The sequence below is a fragment of the Ruegeria sp. C8 genome, assembly GCF_056537565.1.
The window spans coordinates 35686-52080 of sequence record NZ_JBQFRV010000025.1 but is presented as its reverse complement, the minus strand read 5'-3'; the positions used below and the strand labels follow the sequence as shown (position 1 = coordinate 52080).

At 57.9% G+C, this 16395-nt stretch carries 11 protein-coding genes; 1 reads left to right on the top strand and 10 read right to left on the bottom strand.

Features of this window, described 5'->3' with window-relative positions:
* The 4 genes from ACR0KL_RS21695 to rpsL form a co-directional block, all read right to left on the bottom strand.
* Window positions 1–91 (bottom strand): GTP-binding protein (locus ACR0KL_RS21695; RefSeq protein ID WP_215675807.1); only part of this gene is annotated, 91 nt, incomplete at its 3' end.
* A 60-nt stretch (window positions 92–151) separates the two neighbouring features.
* Window positions 152–2269 (bottom strand): elongation factor G, encoded by a 2118-nt coding sequence (gene fusA, locus ACR0KL_RS21690; protein ID WP_170375372.1) that lies wholly within the window; start codon window positions 2267–2269, stop codon window positions 152–154.
* A gap of 18 nt (window positions 2270–2287) precedes the next feature.
* Complete coding sequence (gene rpsG, locus ACR0KL_RS21685; protein ID WP_039529242.1) at window positions 2288–2758, bottom strand: 30S ribosomal protein S7; 471 nt, start codon at window positions 2756–2758, stop codon at window positions 2288–2290.
* Between the two features lie 15 nt (window positions 2759–2773).
* Window positions 2774–3145 (bottom strand): 30S ribosomal protein S12, encoded by a 372-nt coding sequence (rpsL, locus tag ACR0KL_RS21680; RefSeq protein WP_005621086.1) that lies wholly within the window; start codon window positions 3143–3145, stop codon window positions 2774–2776.
* Window positions 3146–3542: 397 nt separating this feature from the next.
* Here rpsL and ACR0KL_RS21675 point away from each other — a divergent pair, with 397 nt between their 5' ends.
* Entirely contained in the window at window positions 3543–4358 is an 816-nt protein-coding gene (locus ACR0KL_RS21675; protein ID WP_170677868.1) for a putative rhamnosyl transferase, read from the top strand.
* Here the strand turns inward: ACR0KL_RS21675 and ACR0KL_RS21670 are convergent.
* From ACR0KL_RS21670 to rplJ, 6 genes are all read right to left on the bottom strand, one after another.
* Window positions 4343–5212 carry a DMT family transporter gene (locus ACR0KL_RS21670; protein WP_170471239.1) on the bottom strand — a complete coding sequence of 290 codons (870 nt, stop codon included), beginning with the start codon at window positions 5210–5212 and terminating at the stop codon, window positions 4343–4345. The genes ACR0KL_RS21675 and ACR0KL_RS21670 overlap by 16 nt on opposite strands.
* A gap of 128 nt (window positions 5213–5340) precedes the next feature.
* The gene (locus ACR0KL_RS21665) at window positions 5341–6414 is read right to left on the bottom strand and encodes a pyridoxal-phosphate dependent enzyme (RefSeq protein ID WP_170677870.1); all 1074 of its coding nucleotides are present in this window, start codon (window positions 6412–6414) and stop codon (window positions 5341–5343) included.
* 141 nt (window positions 6415–6555) lie between these two features.
* Window positions 6556–10797 carry a DNA-directed RNA polymerase subunit beta' gene (gene rpoC / locus ACR0KL_RS21660; protein ID WP_170471243.1) on the bottom strand — a complete coding sequence of 1414 codons (4242 nt, stop codon included), beginning with the start codon at window positions 10795–10797 and terminating at the stop codon, window positions 6556–6558.
* A gap of 50 nt (window positions 10798–10847) precedes the next feature.
* Window positions 10848–14984: a DNA-directed RNA polymerase subunit beta gene (gene rpoB / locus ACR0KL_RS21655; protein ID WP_170375383.1), complete on the bottom strand. Its 4137-nt coding sequence runs from the start codon at window positions 14982–14984 to the stop codon at window positions 10848–10850.
* Window positions 14985–15234: 250 nt separating this feature from the next.
* Entirely contained in the window at window positions 15235–15609 is a 375-nt protein-coding gene (gene rplL, locus ACR0KL_RS21650; protein WP_008204003.1) for a 50S ribosomal protein L7/L12, read from the bottom strand.
* A gap of 79 nt (window positions 15610–15688) precedes the next feature.
* On the bottom strand, window positions 15689–16207 hold the full coding sequence (gene rplJ, locus ACR0KL_RS21645) for a 50S ribosomal protein L10 (protein ID WP_170375385.1): 519 nt from the start codon (window positions 16205–16207) through the stop codon (window positions 15689–15691).
* Window positions 16208–16395: the final 188 nt, after the last annotated feature.

Here is a 16395-nt window from a genome sequence, read left to right as displayed (position 1 = left end):
CTGCGGTCAGCGTCGTCTTACCATGGTCAACGTGCCCAATCGTGCCGATGTTGACGTGCGGTTTTGTACGCTCAAACTTTTCCTTTGCCATGATGGCCTCCTTTTTCGGTAATGAAGGGAGCGTGATACCCACGCTCCCTCAAATCTTTGGTTATGCGTATTTCGCCTGGATCTCGTCCGAGATGTTCTGCGGAACCGGATCGTAGTGGTCGAACTGCATGGTGAACTGGGCACGGCCCGACGACATCGAACGCAGAGTGTTGATGTAGCCGAACATGTTCGCCAGCGGAACGAACGCGTCGATCGCGATCGCGTTGCCGCGCGGTTCCTGACCAGAAACCTGGCCACGACGCGAGGTCAGGTCGCCGATGATACCGCCAGTGTATTCTTCCGGGGTGATCACTTCGACCTTCATGATCGGTTCAAGCAGTTTCGCGCCTGCTTTACGCATGCCTTCACGCATACACATACGGGCTGCGATTTCGAATGCCAGAACGCTCGAGTCAACGTCGTGGAACTTACCGTCCAGCAGGGCAACCTTGAAGTCGATCACAGGGAAGCCAGCCAGAGGGCCGCTGTCCATGACGGACTGGATGCCTTTTTCAACACCCGGGATATATTCCTTCGGAACGGCACCACCAACGATACGGCTTTCGAACGAATACCCTTCGCCCGGCTCGGTCGGAGTGATCTCAAGCTTGACCTCACCGAACTGACCCGAACCACCCGACTGTTTCTTGTGGGTGTAGGTGTGCTCGACCGGCATCGAGATGGTTTCGCGATAGGCCACCTGCGGTGCACCGATGTTCGCTTCAACCTTGAACTCGCGCTTCAGACGGTCAACCAGGATGTCCAGGTGAAGTTCGCCCATGCCTTTCATGATGGTCTGACCCGATTCCAGGTCGGTTTCCACACGGAAGGACGGGTCTTCGGCGGCCAAACGGGCCAGACCCTGGGACATCTTCTCTTGGTCGCCCTTGGTTTTAGGCTCAACCGCGATCTCGATAACCGGATCAGGGAAGGTCATGGTTTCCAGAACCACCGGATCCTTCGCATCACACAGAGTGTCACCGGTGGTGGTATCTTTCAGACCCGCCAGCGCGATGATGTCGCCTGCAAACGCTTCTTCGATCTCTTCCCGGTTGTTCGAGTGCATCATCATCATACGACCGATGCGCTCTTTCTTACCTTTGGTCGAGTTCAGGATCGAGTCACCCTTGTTCATGGTGCCCGAGTAGATCCGAGTGAAGGTCAGCGAGCCAACAAAGGGGTCGTTCATGATTTTGAACGCCAGACCCGAGAAGGCCATTTCGTCGTCTGCACGACGGGCGATGTCACGAACTTCTTCTTCGTCGCCGGGTTTGAAGCCCATGTAATCAACAACGTCCAGCGGGCTGGGCAGATAGTCGATCACAGCGTTGAGCAGCGGCTGAACGCCTTTGTTCTTGAACGCCGAACCACCCAAAACCGGAACGAACGCGATGTCCAGGGTCCCTTTGCGCAGCAGGGCGCGCAGCGTCGGAACGTCGGGCTCATTGCCTTCCAGGTATTCCATCATCGCGTCGTCGTCCATTTCGACGGCCGCTTCGATCATCTTACCGCGCCATTCGTCAGCCATGTCTTTCAGGCTGTCGCGGATCGGAGCTTTGATCCAGCTTGCGCCCAGATCTTCACCCTGCCACAGCCATTCTTCCATGGTGACCAGGTCGATCAGACCTTCCAGTTCGGACTCGGCGCCGATCGGAATACCAACCGGAACAGCACGTGCGCCGGTACGGTCTTCGATCATGCGAACGCAGTTGAAGAAGTCTGCGCCGATCTTGTCCATCTTGTTGACGAAAACCATACGCGGAACCTTGTAGCGGTCAGCCTGACGCCACACGGTTTCGGTCTGGGGTTCAACACCGGCGTTTGCGTCCAGAACGCAGACGGCACCGTCGAGAACCGCCAGCGAACGCTCAACTTCGATGGTGAAGTCAACGTGGCCGGGGGTGTCGATGATGTTCAGGCGGTGCTTGGGGGTATCGGCGGTTTGACCGTCCTCGGTGCGCTCCCAGAAAGTGGTGGTCGCAGCCGAAGTGATGGTGATGCCGCGTTCCTGCTCCTGCTCCATCCAGTCCATGGTGGCTGCACCATCGTGCACCTCACCGATGTTGTGGGATTTACCAGTGTAATACAGGATACGCTCCGAGCAGGTGGTTTTACCTGCATCGATGTGCGCCATGATACCGAAGTTACGGTATAGTTCGAGCGGATATTCGCGTGCCATTTTTGATAAGCCTCTGAATTACCAACGGTAGTGGCTGAAGGCTTTGTTCGCCTCGGCCATCTTGTGGGTGTCTTCGCGCTTCTTCACGGCGGTACCGCGGGACTGTACAGCGTCCAGCAGTTCGCCGGCGAGGCGTTCTTCCATGGTGTTTTCGTTGCGGCCACGCGCAGCAGTGATCAGCCAGCGGATGGCCAGTGCTTCGCGGCGCTCGGGGCGCACTTCGACCGGAACCTGATAGGTTGCACCACCAACCCGGCGCGAGCGAACCTCGACCGACGGTTTGATGTTGTCGAGCGCTTCGTGGAACACCTCGACAGGTGCGCGCTTGATTTTGTTCTCAACGCGGTCAAACGCGTTGTAAACGATGCGCTCTGCGACCGACTTTTTGCCGTCGATCATCAGGTTGTTCATGAATTTTGTCAGAACCTTGTCGCCAAATTTGGCGTCAGGCAGGACTTCGCGTTTTTCGGCGGCGTGACGACGTGACATATCAGCCTCTCCTTCTTACTTGGGACGCTTCGCGCCGTATTTCGAACGACGTTGCTTACGATCTTTGACGCCCTGAGTATCCAGAACACCGCGCAGGATGTGGTAACGCACACCGGGAAGGTCTTTTACACGGCCGCCACGGATCAGAACAACCGAGTGTTCCTGCAGGTTGTGGCTTTCACCGGGGATGTACGAGATGACCTCGAACCCGTTGGTCAGGCGCACCTTGGCAACCTTACGCATAGCCGAGTTCGGCTTCTTCGGTGTGGTTGTATATACACGTGTGCAGACGCCGCGTTTCTGCGGGCACTGCTCCAGGTGCATGGACTTCGAGCGTTTTACTTTGGGCTGCCGCGGTTTGCGGATCAGCTGTTGAATAGTTGGCATTCCGGTTTCTTCCCCGTTTTGCAACACACATGACATGCACGCGCATTGCGTGCGGTTAAATTTGCTGCACTTATGCGTCCACAAGCGCAAAACCCGCGAGCGTTCCCATTCCGAGGTGAACGTCGCGGTTGGTTATCAGAGGACGCGAACTGCAAAATTGTCCGGGTCTTGACCAGTTCATTACTGAAATCGGTTTTGGGGCGGCCCCCGGTACCGAGATGACGCGCGTAATAGGGGGAGTCGGCCCAAGTGTCAACAGCACTTACCCCAGTGCGCAAAACTGGCCGGATTGCGCTGTGATATCAACGATTGCGCGCTCCGGCCAGCCTCTTCTGGCGTTGCGGGTGCAGGCATAGCCCGGCATAGTGAGCGCAGAACTCTTTGCGATGGATGACAGATGCAGGTTATCGGCCTTTGCCGCTTTTCCTTTCCAGCCCTTGGCAGCTTTCAGACCGAACATGAAAACCTGGATGATCGGCGTCGTCACCTCTACAGCCCTACCCGTCTGGAAGAGAGGTTCCGACTGTTTGAGTCCTCGACCCTGCCCTGTTTTCGCGAACACACCGACGAGGATTTCGAGCTGCTGGTGGTGATCGGAGACTGCCTGCCCAAAGATGCCTATGACCGGCTACACGACCTGACAGCAGATGTGAAACAGGTCCGGATCGTCGAGGAGTCGCCTCGGGCCGACAAATCGCATCGCCATATCATGAAGGATATTCTGAACGCAGCCCGCAAAGACCCGGCTCAGCCTTGCATCCAATTCCGCCACGACGATGACGACGCGGTATCCGTGGATTTCGTTGAACGTCTGCGCGAATCCGCCCGCGACAGCAAGGGCCTGATGGAGCGCAACACCATTGTCGGCATTGATTTCAACCAAGGCTTCTTCGCCCGGCTGAATGCCGATGGGATCACGGCGAAACCAACGCATAAACCGCTTTTGGGCGTGGGTCTTGGGATGCATATCGCAGGCGGCTGCAAACAGACGATCATCAGCTTTACCCATCATCGCATGGGCCGCTTCATGCCCATCGTCAGCTATGCCGATGCACCAATGTGGGTGCGTTCGCTCAACAGGTTCAACGACTCACGCGGGGCGCGCAACTATGACCGCGAACTCTCAGCACTAAGCCCCGAGCTTGAGGGAGAGTTCATCGCCCGTTTTGCCATTGATCAAAGCATCGTCCGGCAGGTTCACGGCGCGCCCTGAGTTGTTCTTTCGCGGAACAGGGTAAACAAACCGGCGGCTACAACCAGCCCGGCGCCGAACAAGGTCACCGCATCGGGCCATTCGCCAAACACGACCCAACCCAAGCCCAAGGCCCAGATCAGGCTAGAGTAGCGGAAGGGCGCAATGAAACCGACCTCGCCTTCTCGCATTACCATCACACTGCACAGATATCCGATCAGGACAAACACAGCCGCCGATGCCACCAAAACAGCATTGCCGCCGGACAGGTTGACCCAACCCTCAAACGTCGACACCAGACCTGCTGCGACCGAGATCGATAGCGAGGTGGCAAGGGTCACCACCAGTGATGGAACCTGCGGTGACATGCGCCGGGTGATCAAGTCTCGGATCGTCACCGAGACCACGGCCAGCAACGCATAGATCGCGTAGACGCTGAACCCGTCCGGGCCGGGCCGAACGATCAGCAGCATGCCCATGAACCCGACAACAATCGCCATGATGCGACGCCAGCCGATATGTTCCGAGAAGAACAGAACTGCCCCCAAGGTCACGGTCAGCGGCAACACCTGAAGAACCGCAGTCACATTCGCCAACGGCATGTTCTTGAGCGCAGTCAGAAAGAAAAACGTCGCAGATAGTTCGGCAACACAGCGAATTGAGACCAACCATTTGTCATGCCGCGAAAAATTCAGATGCAACGCCCCAAGATGGCGCGCCAACCCGTAAACAAGCAGAGTCGCCAAAGCCCCCCGGATCGCAACCAACTGAAACAAGGGCAATTCTCGCAGCGCGATTTTGACCAGCGTGTCATTCACTGTAAACGCGGCCATGCTGGCCATCATCAGCAGTGCGCCTTTAACATTTGGACTCATTCAAACAATACTCGGCCTTCAAACAATGGCGGTATTCACGCTTCAATCTCACGCAAAGTCAATTCGCGCGTCTCGATCCTAAAATTTTTTCACGAAGAGCAACTGTAACCGGTTGTTTTCCAGTCGCTTCAGTCCGTCATCTGGGCTGATGGCGTCGATTTAGAGATCGCGATCTCCTCATCCGTCATCTCTTCTTCCACCCCTTCAAACAACGGGGTCGAAAGATACCGTTCGCCGGTATCTGGGAGCATCACCAGCATCACCGATCCGTCCGGCGCGGCTTCAGCCAGTTTCATCGCCACCGCAAATGTGGACCCGCCCGATACGCCGGTGAAAATCCCCTCTTCCGCAGCCAGACGGCGCGACCAGGCAATACCGTCTACGCCGGGCACGGGGATCAACTCATCATAGAAGCCGTTATCTATGGCCTCCTGCAAGACCCAGGGAATGAAATCAGGCGTCCAGCCCTGGATCGGATGCGGCTCGAAGTTCGGATGGCTTTCTGTCGGCTGGTGCGTGTCGTTGCGGGTGTTCACATAGCCCGACGAGACAATCGCCGCATTCGCAGGTTCCGTCAGGATAATCTTCGTGTCCGGGCGTTCTTTCCTCAGAACCCGCGCCACGCCCGAGACGGTTCCGCCAGTGCCATAACCCGTCACCCAATAGTCGAGCTTCTGCCCGTCGAAATCCGCCAGAATCTCCCGCGCGGTGGTGTTTTCATGAATGTCGGCATTTGCCGCGGTTTCAAACTGACTGGCGAGGAACCAGCCATTCTGCTCGGCCAGCTCCTTGGCTTTGGTATACATGCCGAACCCTTTCTGGGCGCGCGGAGTCAGGACAACCTTGGCCCCCAGGAACCGCATCAGCTTGCGCCGCTCGACCGAAAAACTGTCGGCCATGGTCACAACCAGAGGATAGCCCTTGGCCGCACAGACCATCGCCAGCCCAATCCCGGTATTGCCCGAGGTCGCTTCGACAACCGTTTGACCCGGTTTCAGACGACCGTCCCGCTCGGCCGCTTCGATGATGTTCAGAGCCAGACGATCCTTGACGGAACTGGCCGGATTGAACGCTTCGAACTTCACGTAGACCGTCACGTTTGAGGGCGCGATCCTGTTGATGCGCACGCAGGGCGTGTCTCCGACAGTGTCCAAAATGCTGTCATACAGGCGCTTGCGCCCTTGCGTTTGCCGGGTTGTCATGGCGGCCCCTCCTCTGCTTTGCGCAACCATGCCACAAACAGATCCACATTGATAATTTTCTTTGTGAAAGCGCGCTGCGGGGGCGCAAACAAAAAGGCCCCGCGAAATCGCAGGGCCTTTTCTGTCTCTCAGATCCGAGGGTTACTCGCGGCTTTCCGGTGTTTCCACCAGAACGTCCAGCTCATCCCCTACCATGTCGTCATCAAAGCTGGGCGCCGCCAGAGCAGCAGCGGCTTCGGCCTCTTCCCGACGGGCTTCGATGACCACATTGTCACGCGACTGGGCGATGTGGCGGACGGCCTGAGTGGCCCCACCGGTACCGGCGGGGATCAGACGACCAACGATGACGTTCTCTTTCAGGCCAACCAGCTTGTCTTTCTTGCCCTGAACCGACGCTTCGGTAAGGACGCGGGTGGTTTCCTGGAACGACGCCGCAGAGATGAACGAACGCGTTTGCAGCGAGGCTTTGGTGATCCCCAGAAGGATTGGCTCGCCTTGTGCCGGACGACCACCGCGGGCAATGGTCTTCTCGTTGGCCGCGTCGAACTCTTGCTTGTCGACATGCTCGCCTTTCAGCAGGGTGGTGTCGCCTGAATCCAGGATCTCCCACTTCTGCAGCATCTGGCGCACGATGACCTCGATGTGCTTGTCGTTGATCTTCACGCCCTGCAGACGATAGACGTCCTGCACCTCGTCGATCATGTAATCCGCCAGCGCTTCGACACCCATGATGGACAGGATGTCGTGCGGAGCCGGGTTACCGTCCATCAGGTATTCACCCTTCTGGATGAAGTCCCCTTCGGCGACCGGGATGTGCTTGCCCTTGGGCACCATGTACTCGATGGTCTCCATGGACTCGTCAGCCGGTTCGATGCTGATGCGGCGCTTGTTCTTGTAGTCGCGACCAAAGCGCACGTAACCATCGGCTTCTGCGATGATCGCGTGATCTTTCGGACGACGCGCTTCGAACAGTTCGGCCACACGCGGCAGACCACCGGTGATGTCCTTGGTCTTGGCACCTTCGCGCGGGATACGCGCAACAACGTCACCAGCTTCGACCTTCTGACCGTCTTCGACCGACAGGATCGCATCCACCGACATCGGGTAGTGAACCGGGTTGCCCGCATCGTTGCGGACCGGCTCGCCATCTTCGCCAACCAGAATGATCTCGGGCTTGAGGTCGCTGCCCTTGGGGGCCGCGCGCCAGTCGATCACGATCTTCTGGGTCATACCGGTTGCTTCGTCGGTCTCGTCGCGGACAGCAAGGCCCGAAACCAGGTCGACATATTTCGCAGTACCGGCTTTTTCGGCGATGATCGGCAGGGTGTAGGGGTCCCATTCGAACAGCTTGTCGCCACGGGCCACTTTGGTGCCGTCCTTGACGAACAGCTTGGAGCCGTAGCCCAGTTTGAAGCTGGCCCGCTCTTCGCCGTGTTCGTCGTTGATCACCAGCTTCATGTTCCGGCCCATGACCAGACTTTCACCTGCGGCATTGACCAGGATCTGCGGGTTCTCAAACGCAACAACGCCTTCCTGGTTGGCTTCCTGGAACGACTGCTGACCACCCTGCGCAACACCACCGATGTGGAAGGTCCGCATGGTCAGCTGTGTACCGGGTTCACCGATCGACTGCGCGGCGATGATGCCGACAGCTTCACCTGTGTTCACCATAGTACCGCGGGCAAGGTCACGGCCGTAGCAGGTTGCGCAGACGCCTTCCTCGGACTCACAGGTCAGAGGCGAGCGGATGCGCATCGAGGCAACGCCGGCCTCATCAATGGTGTCAGCCATACGTTCGTCGATCAACTGACCTGCGGCCACGATCACCTCATCGGTGCCCGGACGCAGAACATCGTCAGCCGCCACACGACCCAGCACACGTTCGGCCAGCGAGGCGACAACCTCTCCGTCATTCACGGCAGCTTCGGCAGTGATCGCACGCTCGGTGCCACAGTCGATCTCACGAACGATACAGTCTTGCGCCACGTCCACCAGACGACGGGTCAGGTAACCTGAGTTCGCCGTCTTCAGAGCGGTATCCGAAAGACCCTTACGGGCACCGTGGGTCGAGTTGAAGTACTCAAGAACGGTCAGACCTTCTTTAAAGTTCGAGATGATCGGCGTCTCGATGATGTCACCGTTCGGCTTGGCCATCAGGCCGCGCATACCGCCCAGCTGTTTCATCTGAGTGACCGAGCCACGCGCACCGGAGTGGGCCATCATGTAGACCGAGTTCGGTTCCTGCTCGGAGCCATCCTCAGCCCGATCCGACGACGAGATCGTCGACATCATGGCCTCGGTGACGCGGTCGTTACACTTCGACCAGGCATCAACAACTTTGTTGTACTTTTCGCCCTGAGTGATCAGGCCGTCCATGTACTGCTGTTCAAAGTCCTTCACCTGACCGCGGGTGTCATCAACGATGCCCCACTTGTCGTCTGGAATGACCATGTCGTCCTTACCGAACGAGATGCCCGCTTTGAACGCTTCTTTGAAGCCCATCGACATGATCTGGTCACAGAAGATGACCGACTCTTTCTGACCGCAATACCGGTAGACGGTGTCGATCACCTGCTGCACTTCTTTCTTCCGCAGCAGGCGGTTGACCAGATCGAACGGCGCTTTGTTGTTCATCGGCAGCAGAGCACCTAGGCGTAGACGGCCCGGAGTGGTCTCATAGCGCTTCTGAACTTCGTTGCCTTCGTCGTCGATCTGCGTGATCCGCGCGGTGATTTTCGAGTGCAGATGCACTTCGCCGGAATCCAGCGCGTGCTGAACTTCGTCGATCGACCCGAACACCTTACCTTCGCCCGGCATGCCTTCGCGTTCCAGGGTCACATAATAGAGACCCAGGATCATATCCTGCGACGGAACGATGATCGGCGCGCCGTTTGCAGGCGAAAGAACGTTGTTCGTCGACATCATCAGAACACGGGCTTCCAACTGCGCCTCAAGGCTCAGCGGGACGTGAACGGCCATCTGGTCACCGTCGAAGTCGGCGTTAAAGGCCGAACAGACCAGCGGGTGCAGCTGGATGGCTTTACCTTCGATCAGGACCGGCTCGAACGCCTGAATGCCAAGACGGTGCAGCGTCGGCGCACGGTTCAGCATGACAGGGTGTTCGCGGATCACCTCGTCGAGGATATCCCAAACTTCGGGACGCTCTTTTTCGACTAGTTTCTTCGCCTGTTTCACGGTCGAAGACAGACCCTTGGCTTCAAGGCGCGAGTAGATGAACGGCTTGAACAGCTCCAGCGCCATCTTCTTGGGCAGACCACACTGGTGCAGCTTGAGTTCCGGACCGGTCACAATGACCGAACGGCCCGAGAAGTCGACCCGCTTACCCAGAAGGTTCTGACGGAAGCGACCTTGCTTACCTTTCAGCATGTCCGACAGCGATTTCAGCGGACGCTTGTTGGCGCCGGTGATCACGCGGCCACGACGGCCGTTGTCGAACAGAGCATCCACGGATTCCTGCAGCATCCGCTTTTCGTTGCGGACGATGATGTCAGGCGCGCGCAGTTCGATCAGACGCTTCAGACGGTTGTTCCGGTTGATGACGCGGCGATACAGATCGTTCAGATCCGAAGTCGCAAAACGGCCACCATCCAGCGGAACCAGCGGACGCAGTTCCGGCGGGATAACCGGGATCACGGTCATCACCATCCACTCGGGACGGTTGCCCGACTCGAGGAAGGATTCAACAACCTTCAGACGCTTGATGATTTTCTTGGGCTTCAGCTCGCCGGTCGCTTCGGCCAGATCAGCGCGCAACTGCTCGGCTTCGGCTTCCAGATCGATCTGGGCCAGCATCTCACGGATGGCTTCGGCACCGATATTGGCGGTGAACGCGTCCATGCCATAGGCATCCTGCGCGTCCATGTACTCTTCTTCGGTCAGCATCTGGCCGTAGGTCAGGTCGGTCAGACCGGGCTCGATAACGACATAGTTTTCAAAGTACAGAACGCGTTCCAGATCGCGCAGCGTCATGTCCAGCATCAGACCGATGCGGGACGGCAGCGATTTCAGGAACCAGATATGCGCAACAGGCGCGGCCAGTTCGATATGGCCCATACGCTCACGGCGGACTTTCTGCAGGGTGACTTCCACACCGCATTTCTCGCAGACAACGCCGCGATACTTCATCCGCTTATATTTGCCGCACAGACATTCGTAATCTTTGATCGGGCCAAAGATACGCGCGCAGAACAGACCGTCACGCTCGGGCTTGAACGTCCGGTAGTTGATGGTTTCGGGTTTCTTGATCTCGCCATAGGACCAAGACAGGATCCGCTCGGGCGACGCCAGCGAGACCTTGATCTCGTCAAAGACCTTAGGGGGCGTCAGCGGGTTGAACGGGTTGTTGGTGATTTCCTGGTTCATTTGTTACCTCAAATCTTGCGGAAGGGGGGACGGGAGAAAGGGCAGCGCCCTTACTCCTCAACCTCCGCATCCAGGAGTTCCATATTCAGGCCGAGGCCACGGACTTCTTTCACCAGAACGTTGAACGATTCCGGTACGCCCGCTTCAAAGTTATCCTCGCCCTTGACGATCGACTCATAGACCTTGGTCCGGCCGGCGACGTCATCCGATTTCACGGTGAGCATCTCTTGCAGGGTGTAGGCGGCGCCGTAAGCTTCCAGAGCCCAGACTTCCATCTCACCAAAGCGCTGACCACCGAACTGCGCCTTACCACCCAGCGGCTGCTGGGTAACCAGACTGTACGGCCCGGTCGAACGCGCGTGGATCTTGTCATCCACCAGGTGGTGCAGTTTCAGCAGGTACTTGATGCCCACGGTCACCGGACGTGCAAATTGCTCACCGGTACGACCGTCGAACAGAACCGACTGCCCGCTTTCCGAGAAGCCCGCACGCACCAGCGCGTCGTTGACGTCAGCCTCTTTGGCGCCGTCGAAGACCGGGGTTGCGATCGGAACACCACGGGTCACATTCCCCGCAGCCTCGATCAGACCATCCTCGTCCAGACCGGTGATGCCTTCTTCGTAGACATTCTCACCATAGGCCAGCTTCATCGCTTCGCGCACCGGGGTCAGATCGCCGGAACGGCGGTATTCACCCAGAGCGTCATCGATGTTCAGACCCAGGCCGCGCGCGGCCCAACCCATGTGGGTTTCGAGGATCTGACCAACGTTCATACGCGAAGGCACACCCAGGGGGTTCAGACAGAAGTCAACCGGAGTACCATCGGCCAGGAACGGCATGTCTTCCATCGGAACAACCTTGGAGATCACACCTTTGTTCCCGTGACGACCGGCCATCTTATCGCCCGGCTGCAGCTTACGCTTCACGGCGATGAAGACTTTAACCATCTTCATCACACCCGGCGGCAGGTCGTCGCCACGACGGACCTTCTCGACCTTGTCCTCGAAACGAGCGTCCAGTGCACGCTTTTGCACTTCGTACTGCTCGTTCAGAGCCTCAACGATCTGTGCGTCCTGCTCGCCTTCCAGCGCCAGCTGCCACCACTGACCACGGGTCAGGGTTTCCAGCAGCTCCTCGGTGATCACCGACCCTGCCTTGACGCCTTTCGGGCCTTTGACAGCGGTTTTACCAAGGATCAGGCCTTGCAGGCGCGCATAGATGTTGCGGTCCAGGATCGCCAGCTCGTCGTCCCGGTCACGGGCCAGACGTTCGACTTCCTCACGCTCGATCTGCAGCGCACGCTCGTCTTTCTCGACGCCGTGACGGTTGAAGACGCGAACCTCAACGACCGTACCGTAGTCGCCCGGCTTCACGCGCAGCGAAGTGTCACGCACGTCGGATGCTTTTTCACCAAAGATGGCGCGCAGCAGCTTTTCTTCCGGGGTCATCGGGCTTTCGCCCTTCGGAGTGATCTTGCCGACCAGAATATCGCCCGGCTCAACATCCGCACCGATGTAAACAATGCCCGCCTCGTCGAGGTTGCGCAGCGCTTCTTCACCGACGTTCGGGATGTCGCGGGTGATCTCTTCCGGACCCAGCTTGGTATCACGGGCGGCGACTTCGAATTCCTCGATATGGACCGAGGTAAAGACGTCATCACGCGCGATACGTTCCGAGATCAGGATCGAGTCTTCGTAGTTGTAGCCGTTCCACGGCATGAACGCGACGACCACGTTCTTACCAAGCGCCAGTTCACCCATATCGGTCGACGGACCATCGGCAATGACCTCGCCCTTCTGGACGGTGTCACCCACCTTGATCAGCGGACGCTGGTTGATGCAGGTGTTCTGGTTCGAACGCTGGAACTTGCGCAGACGATAGATGTCAACGCCAGCGTCGCCCAGTTCCAGATCTTCGGTGGCGCGGATAACGATACGCTGGGCATCGACCTGGTCGATGATACCGGCGCGTTTCGCCTGAATCGCAGCACCCGAGTCGATCGCAACCTTTTCCTCGATCCCGGTTCCGACCAGCGGCGCTTCGGCGCGCAGCAGCGGAACCGCCTGACGTTGCATGTTCGAGCCCATCAGAGCGCGGTTGGCGTCGTCATTTTCAAGGAACGGGATCAACGATGCAGCAACCGATACCAGCTGTTTCGGCGACACGTCGATCAGGTCAACATTCTCACGCGGAGCCAGAGTGTAGTCACCGGCCTGACGGGTCGAAACCAGATCGTTGATGAACTTGCCATCAGCATCCAGCGTCGCGTTCGCCTGCGCCACGGTGTGACGCATTTCCTCGGTCGCGGACATGTAGTGAACCTCATCGGTCACCTCGGCGTCTTTGACGACGCGGTACGGTGTTTCGATGAAGCCATACTTGTTCACGCGGGCAAAGGTCGCCAGCGAGTTGATCAGACCGATGTTCGGACCTTCGGGCGTTTCAATCGGGCACATCCGGCCATAGTGGGTCGGGTGTACGTCGCGCACCTCAAAGCCTGCACGCTCACGTGTCAGACCACCGGGGCCAAGCGCCGAGAGGCGGCGTTTGTGGGTGACTTCCGACAGCGGGTTGGTCTGGTCCATGAACTGCGACAGCTGCGACGAGCCGAAGAATTCGCGAACAGCAGCCGCAGCGGGTTTCGCGTTGATCAAGTCCTGAGGCATGACGGTGTCGATTTCGACCGACGACATACGCTCTTTGATCGCGCGCTCCATGCGCAGCAGGCCAACGCGGTACTGGTTTTCCATCAGTTCGCCGACCGAACGCACACGACGGTTTCCGAGGTGGTCGATATCGTCGATGTCACCTTTACCGTCACGCAGTTCCACCAGTGCCTTGATGCAGGCCACGATGTCTTCGCGGCGCAGGGTGCGCAGAGTGTCGGGCGCATCCAGAGCCAGACGCATGTTCATCTTCACGCGACCAACGGCGGACAGGTCATAACGCTCGCTGTCGAAGAACAGTGTGTCGAACAGAGCCGACGCAGCTTCGACGGTGGGCGGCTCACCCGGGCGCATGACGCGGTAGATGTCCATGAGCGCGCTTTCGCGGTTCATGTTCTTGTCCTGCGCCATGGTGTTGCGCATGTACGGACCAACATTGACGTTGTCGATGTCCAGAACCGGAATGTCGGTGATGCCCGCGTCGATCAACTCTTTCGCGGTGCCGCCGATCAGATCGCCGTCCTTGTCATATTCCAGCGTCAGCTCGTCACCGGCCTCGACATAGATCGCACCGGTTTCTTCGTTGATGATGTCCTTGGCGACGTATTTGCCAACGATGTGATCGAACGGAACCAGCAGGTCGGTGACGGTGCCTTCGTCGATCAGCTTCTTGACCGCGCGCGGAGTGACTTTCTTGCCCGCTTCGGCAATCACTTCACCAGATTTGGCGTCAACCAGATCATAGGTCGGACGGGTGCCGCGTACACGCTCGGGGAAGAACGGTGTGACCCAGCCCTTCTTCTTATCCAGCTTGTAGGACACGGTGTTGTAATACGCGTCCATGATCGCTTCCTGATCCAGACCCAATGCATACAGCAGGGTCGTCACAGGCAGTTTGCGGCGACGGTCGATACGGGCGAAGACGATGTCTTTAGCGTCGAACTCAAAGTCCAGCCAGCTGCCGCGATACGGGATGATGCGGCAGGCAAACAGCAGTTTGCCCGAGGAATGGGTTTTGCCCTTGTCGTGGTCAAAGAACACACCGGGCGAGCGGTGCATCTGGGACACGATCACACGCTCGGTGCCGTTCACGATGAACGTTCCGTTCGGTGTCATCAGGGGCATGTCGCCCATGAACACGTCCTGTTCCTTGATGTCTTTGACCGATTTCGCGCCGGTGTCCTCATCGACATCAAACACGATCAGACGCAGAGTGACCTTCAACGGCGCGCTGTAGGTCATGTCGCGCTGCATGCACTCTTCGACGTCGTATTTCGGTTTTTCCAGATCGTATTTCACGAACTCCAGAACGGAGGTTTCGTTGAAATCCTTGATCGGGAAAACCGACTGGAACACACCGTTGATGCCTTCGCCGTCCGTGGGCTGTTCTGCATCGCCGGAGCGCAGGAAAAGATCATAAGAAGATTTCTGTACCTCAATGAGGTTCGGCATCTCCAGCACTTCGCGGATTTTGCCGTAATATTTACGAAGACGTTTCTGGCCAAGGAACGTTTGAGCCATGTCAGATGTCACCTTTCGATGTTCTCAGCGGGCAAAGACACCGTCGGGCCCCGGCATCTTGCACATTCGAGACGACACGCCCGGATCAATTCGTGGCCACCGTCCCGAAGGCGGCCTCCCGATCCGAAAACCGTGTCTTAGAAAACGCCCCACGAATTGAGGCCCTTTCTAAGACAGGTTCGGCTGGACCCGGATTTCTCCGGACCCAGCCAAATTTTTCGGCGCATCAGCGATGCGCCAGAGACTAAGCTTAGGCCAGTTCGACTTCGGCGCCAGCTGCTTCCAGCTTGGCTTTGACGTCTTCTGCTTCTGCTTTGTCCACGCCTTCTTTGATCTTGCCGCCGGCTTCGACCAGTTCCTTGGCTTCTTTCAGGCCCAGGCCGGTGATGCCGCGAACTTCTTTGATGACGTTGATTTTCGATGCGCCGGCGTTCTTCAGAACGACGTCGAATTCGGTTTTTTCTTCCTCAGCTGCACCGCCGGCGTCGCCACCAGCAGCCATGACAACTGCGCCGCCTGCTGCGGGCTCGATGCCGTATTCGTCTTTGAGGATGGTTTTCAGTTCTTGTGCTTCCAGCAGGGTCAGACCCACGATGCTTTCTGCGAGTGCTTTCAGATCAGCCATTTTATCAGCTCTTTCCGTTTACAGTGTGTGTTCCAACGTCAGGGGGTATCCCCTACGCAGATCATTCAGTGCCAACCGCTTACGCAGCTTCCGCCTTCTCTTCGATGGTGGAAAGGATGCTTGCGATGTTGCTTGCAGGTGCGCCAATTGCACCGGCGATGTTCGAAGCAGGCGCGCCAAGCATACCAGCGATCGTAGCAATAAGCTCTTCACGCGACGGCATTTTCGACACGGCTGTAACACCAGCCCGGTCCAGAGCGTTCTCGCCCATTGCACCGCCAAGGATTTCGAACTTTTGGTTCTCTTTGGCGAAGTCCTCGGCCACCTTGGCTGCTGCCACGGGGTCCTCGGAATAGGTCAGAACGGTCATCCCTGTCAGCAGGTCGGCCATGCTTTCACACGGCTTACCCTCAAGGGCGATTTTGGCGAGCCTGTTCTTGGCAACACGCACGGAGCCGCCCGCGTCACGAGCACGTGCGCGAAGGTCCTGCATCTCGGCAACTGTCAGACCGGCGTAGTGAGCAACCACTACGACGCCAGAGCTTTCGAAGATTTGGCCGAGTTCCTCGACCACTTTCTCTTTCTGGGCTCTATCCACAGTTCTCTCCAAGTTTGGGGCGATCACTCACCCCGGCTCATATTTGCCGAGGGGTTAACCCCGGCGTTCAGGTCCGTTGTTACGGGATTGGCCAAAATGCGCCCGAGGGTGGGACCCTCAGAATTCTTTGGTCTTACCCGTCTCAGGCAGGGAATTAAGGCGCCATATGGCACCACCCACCGTCTTGG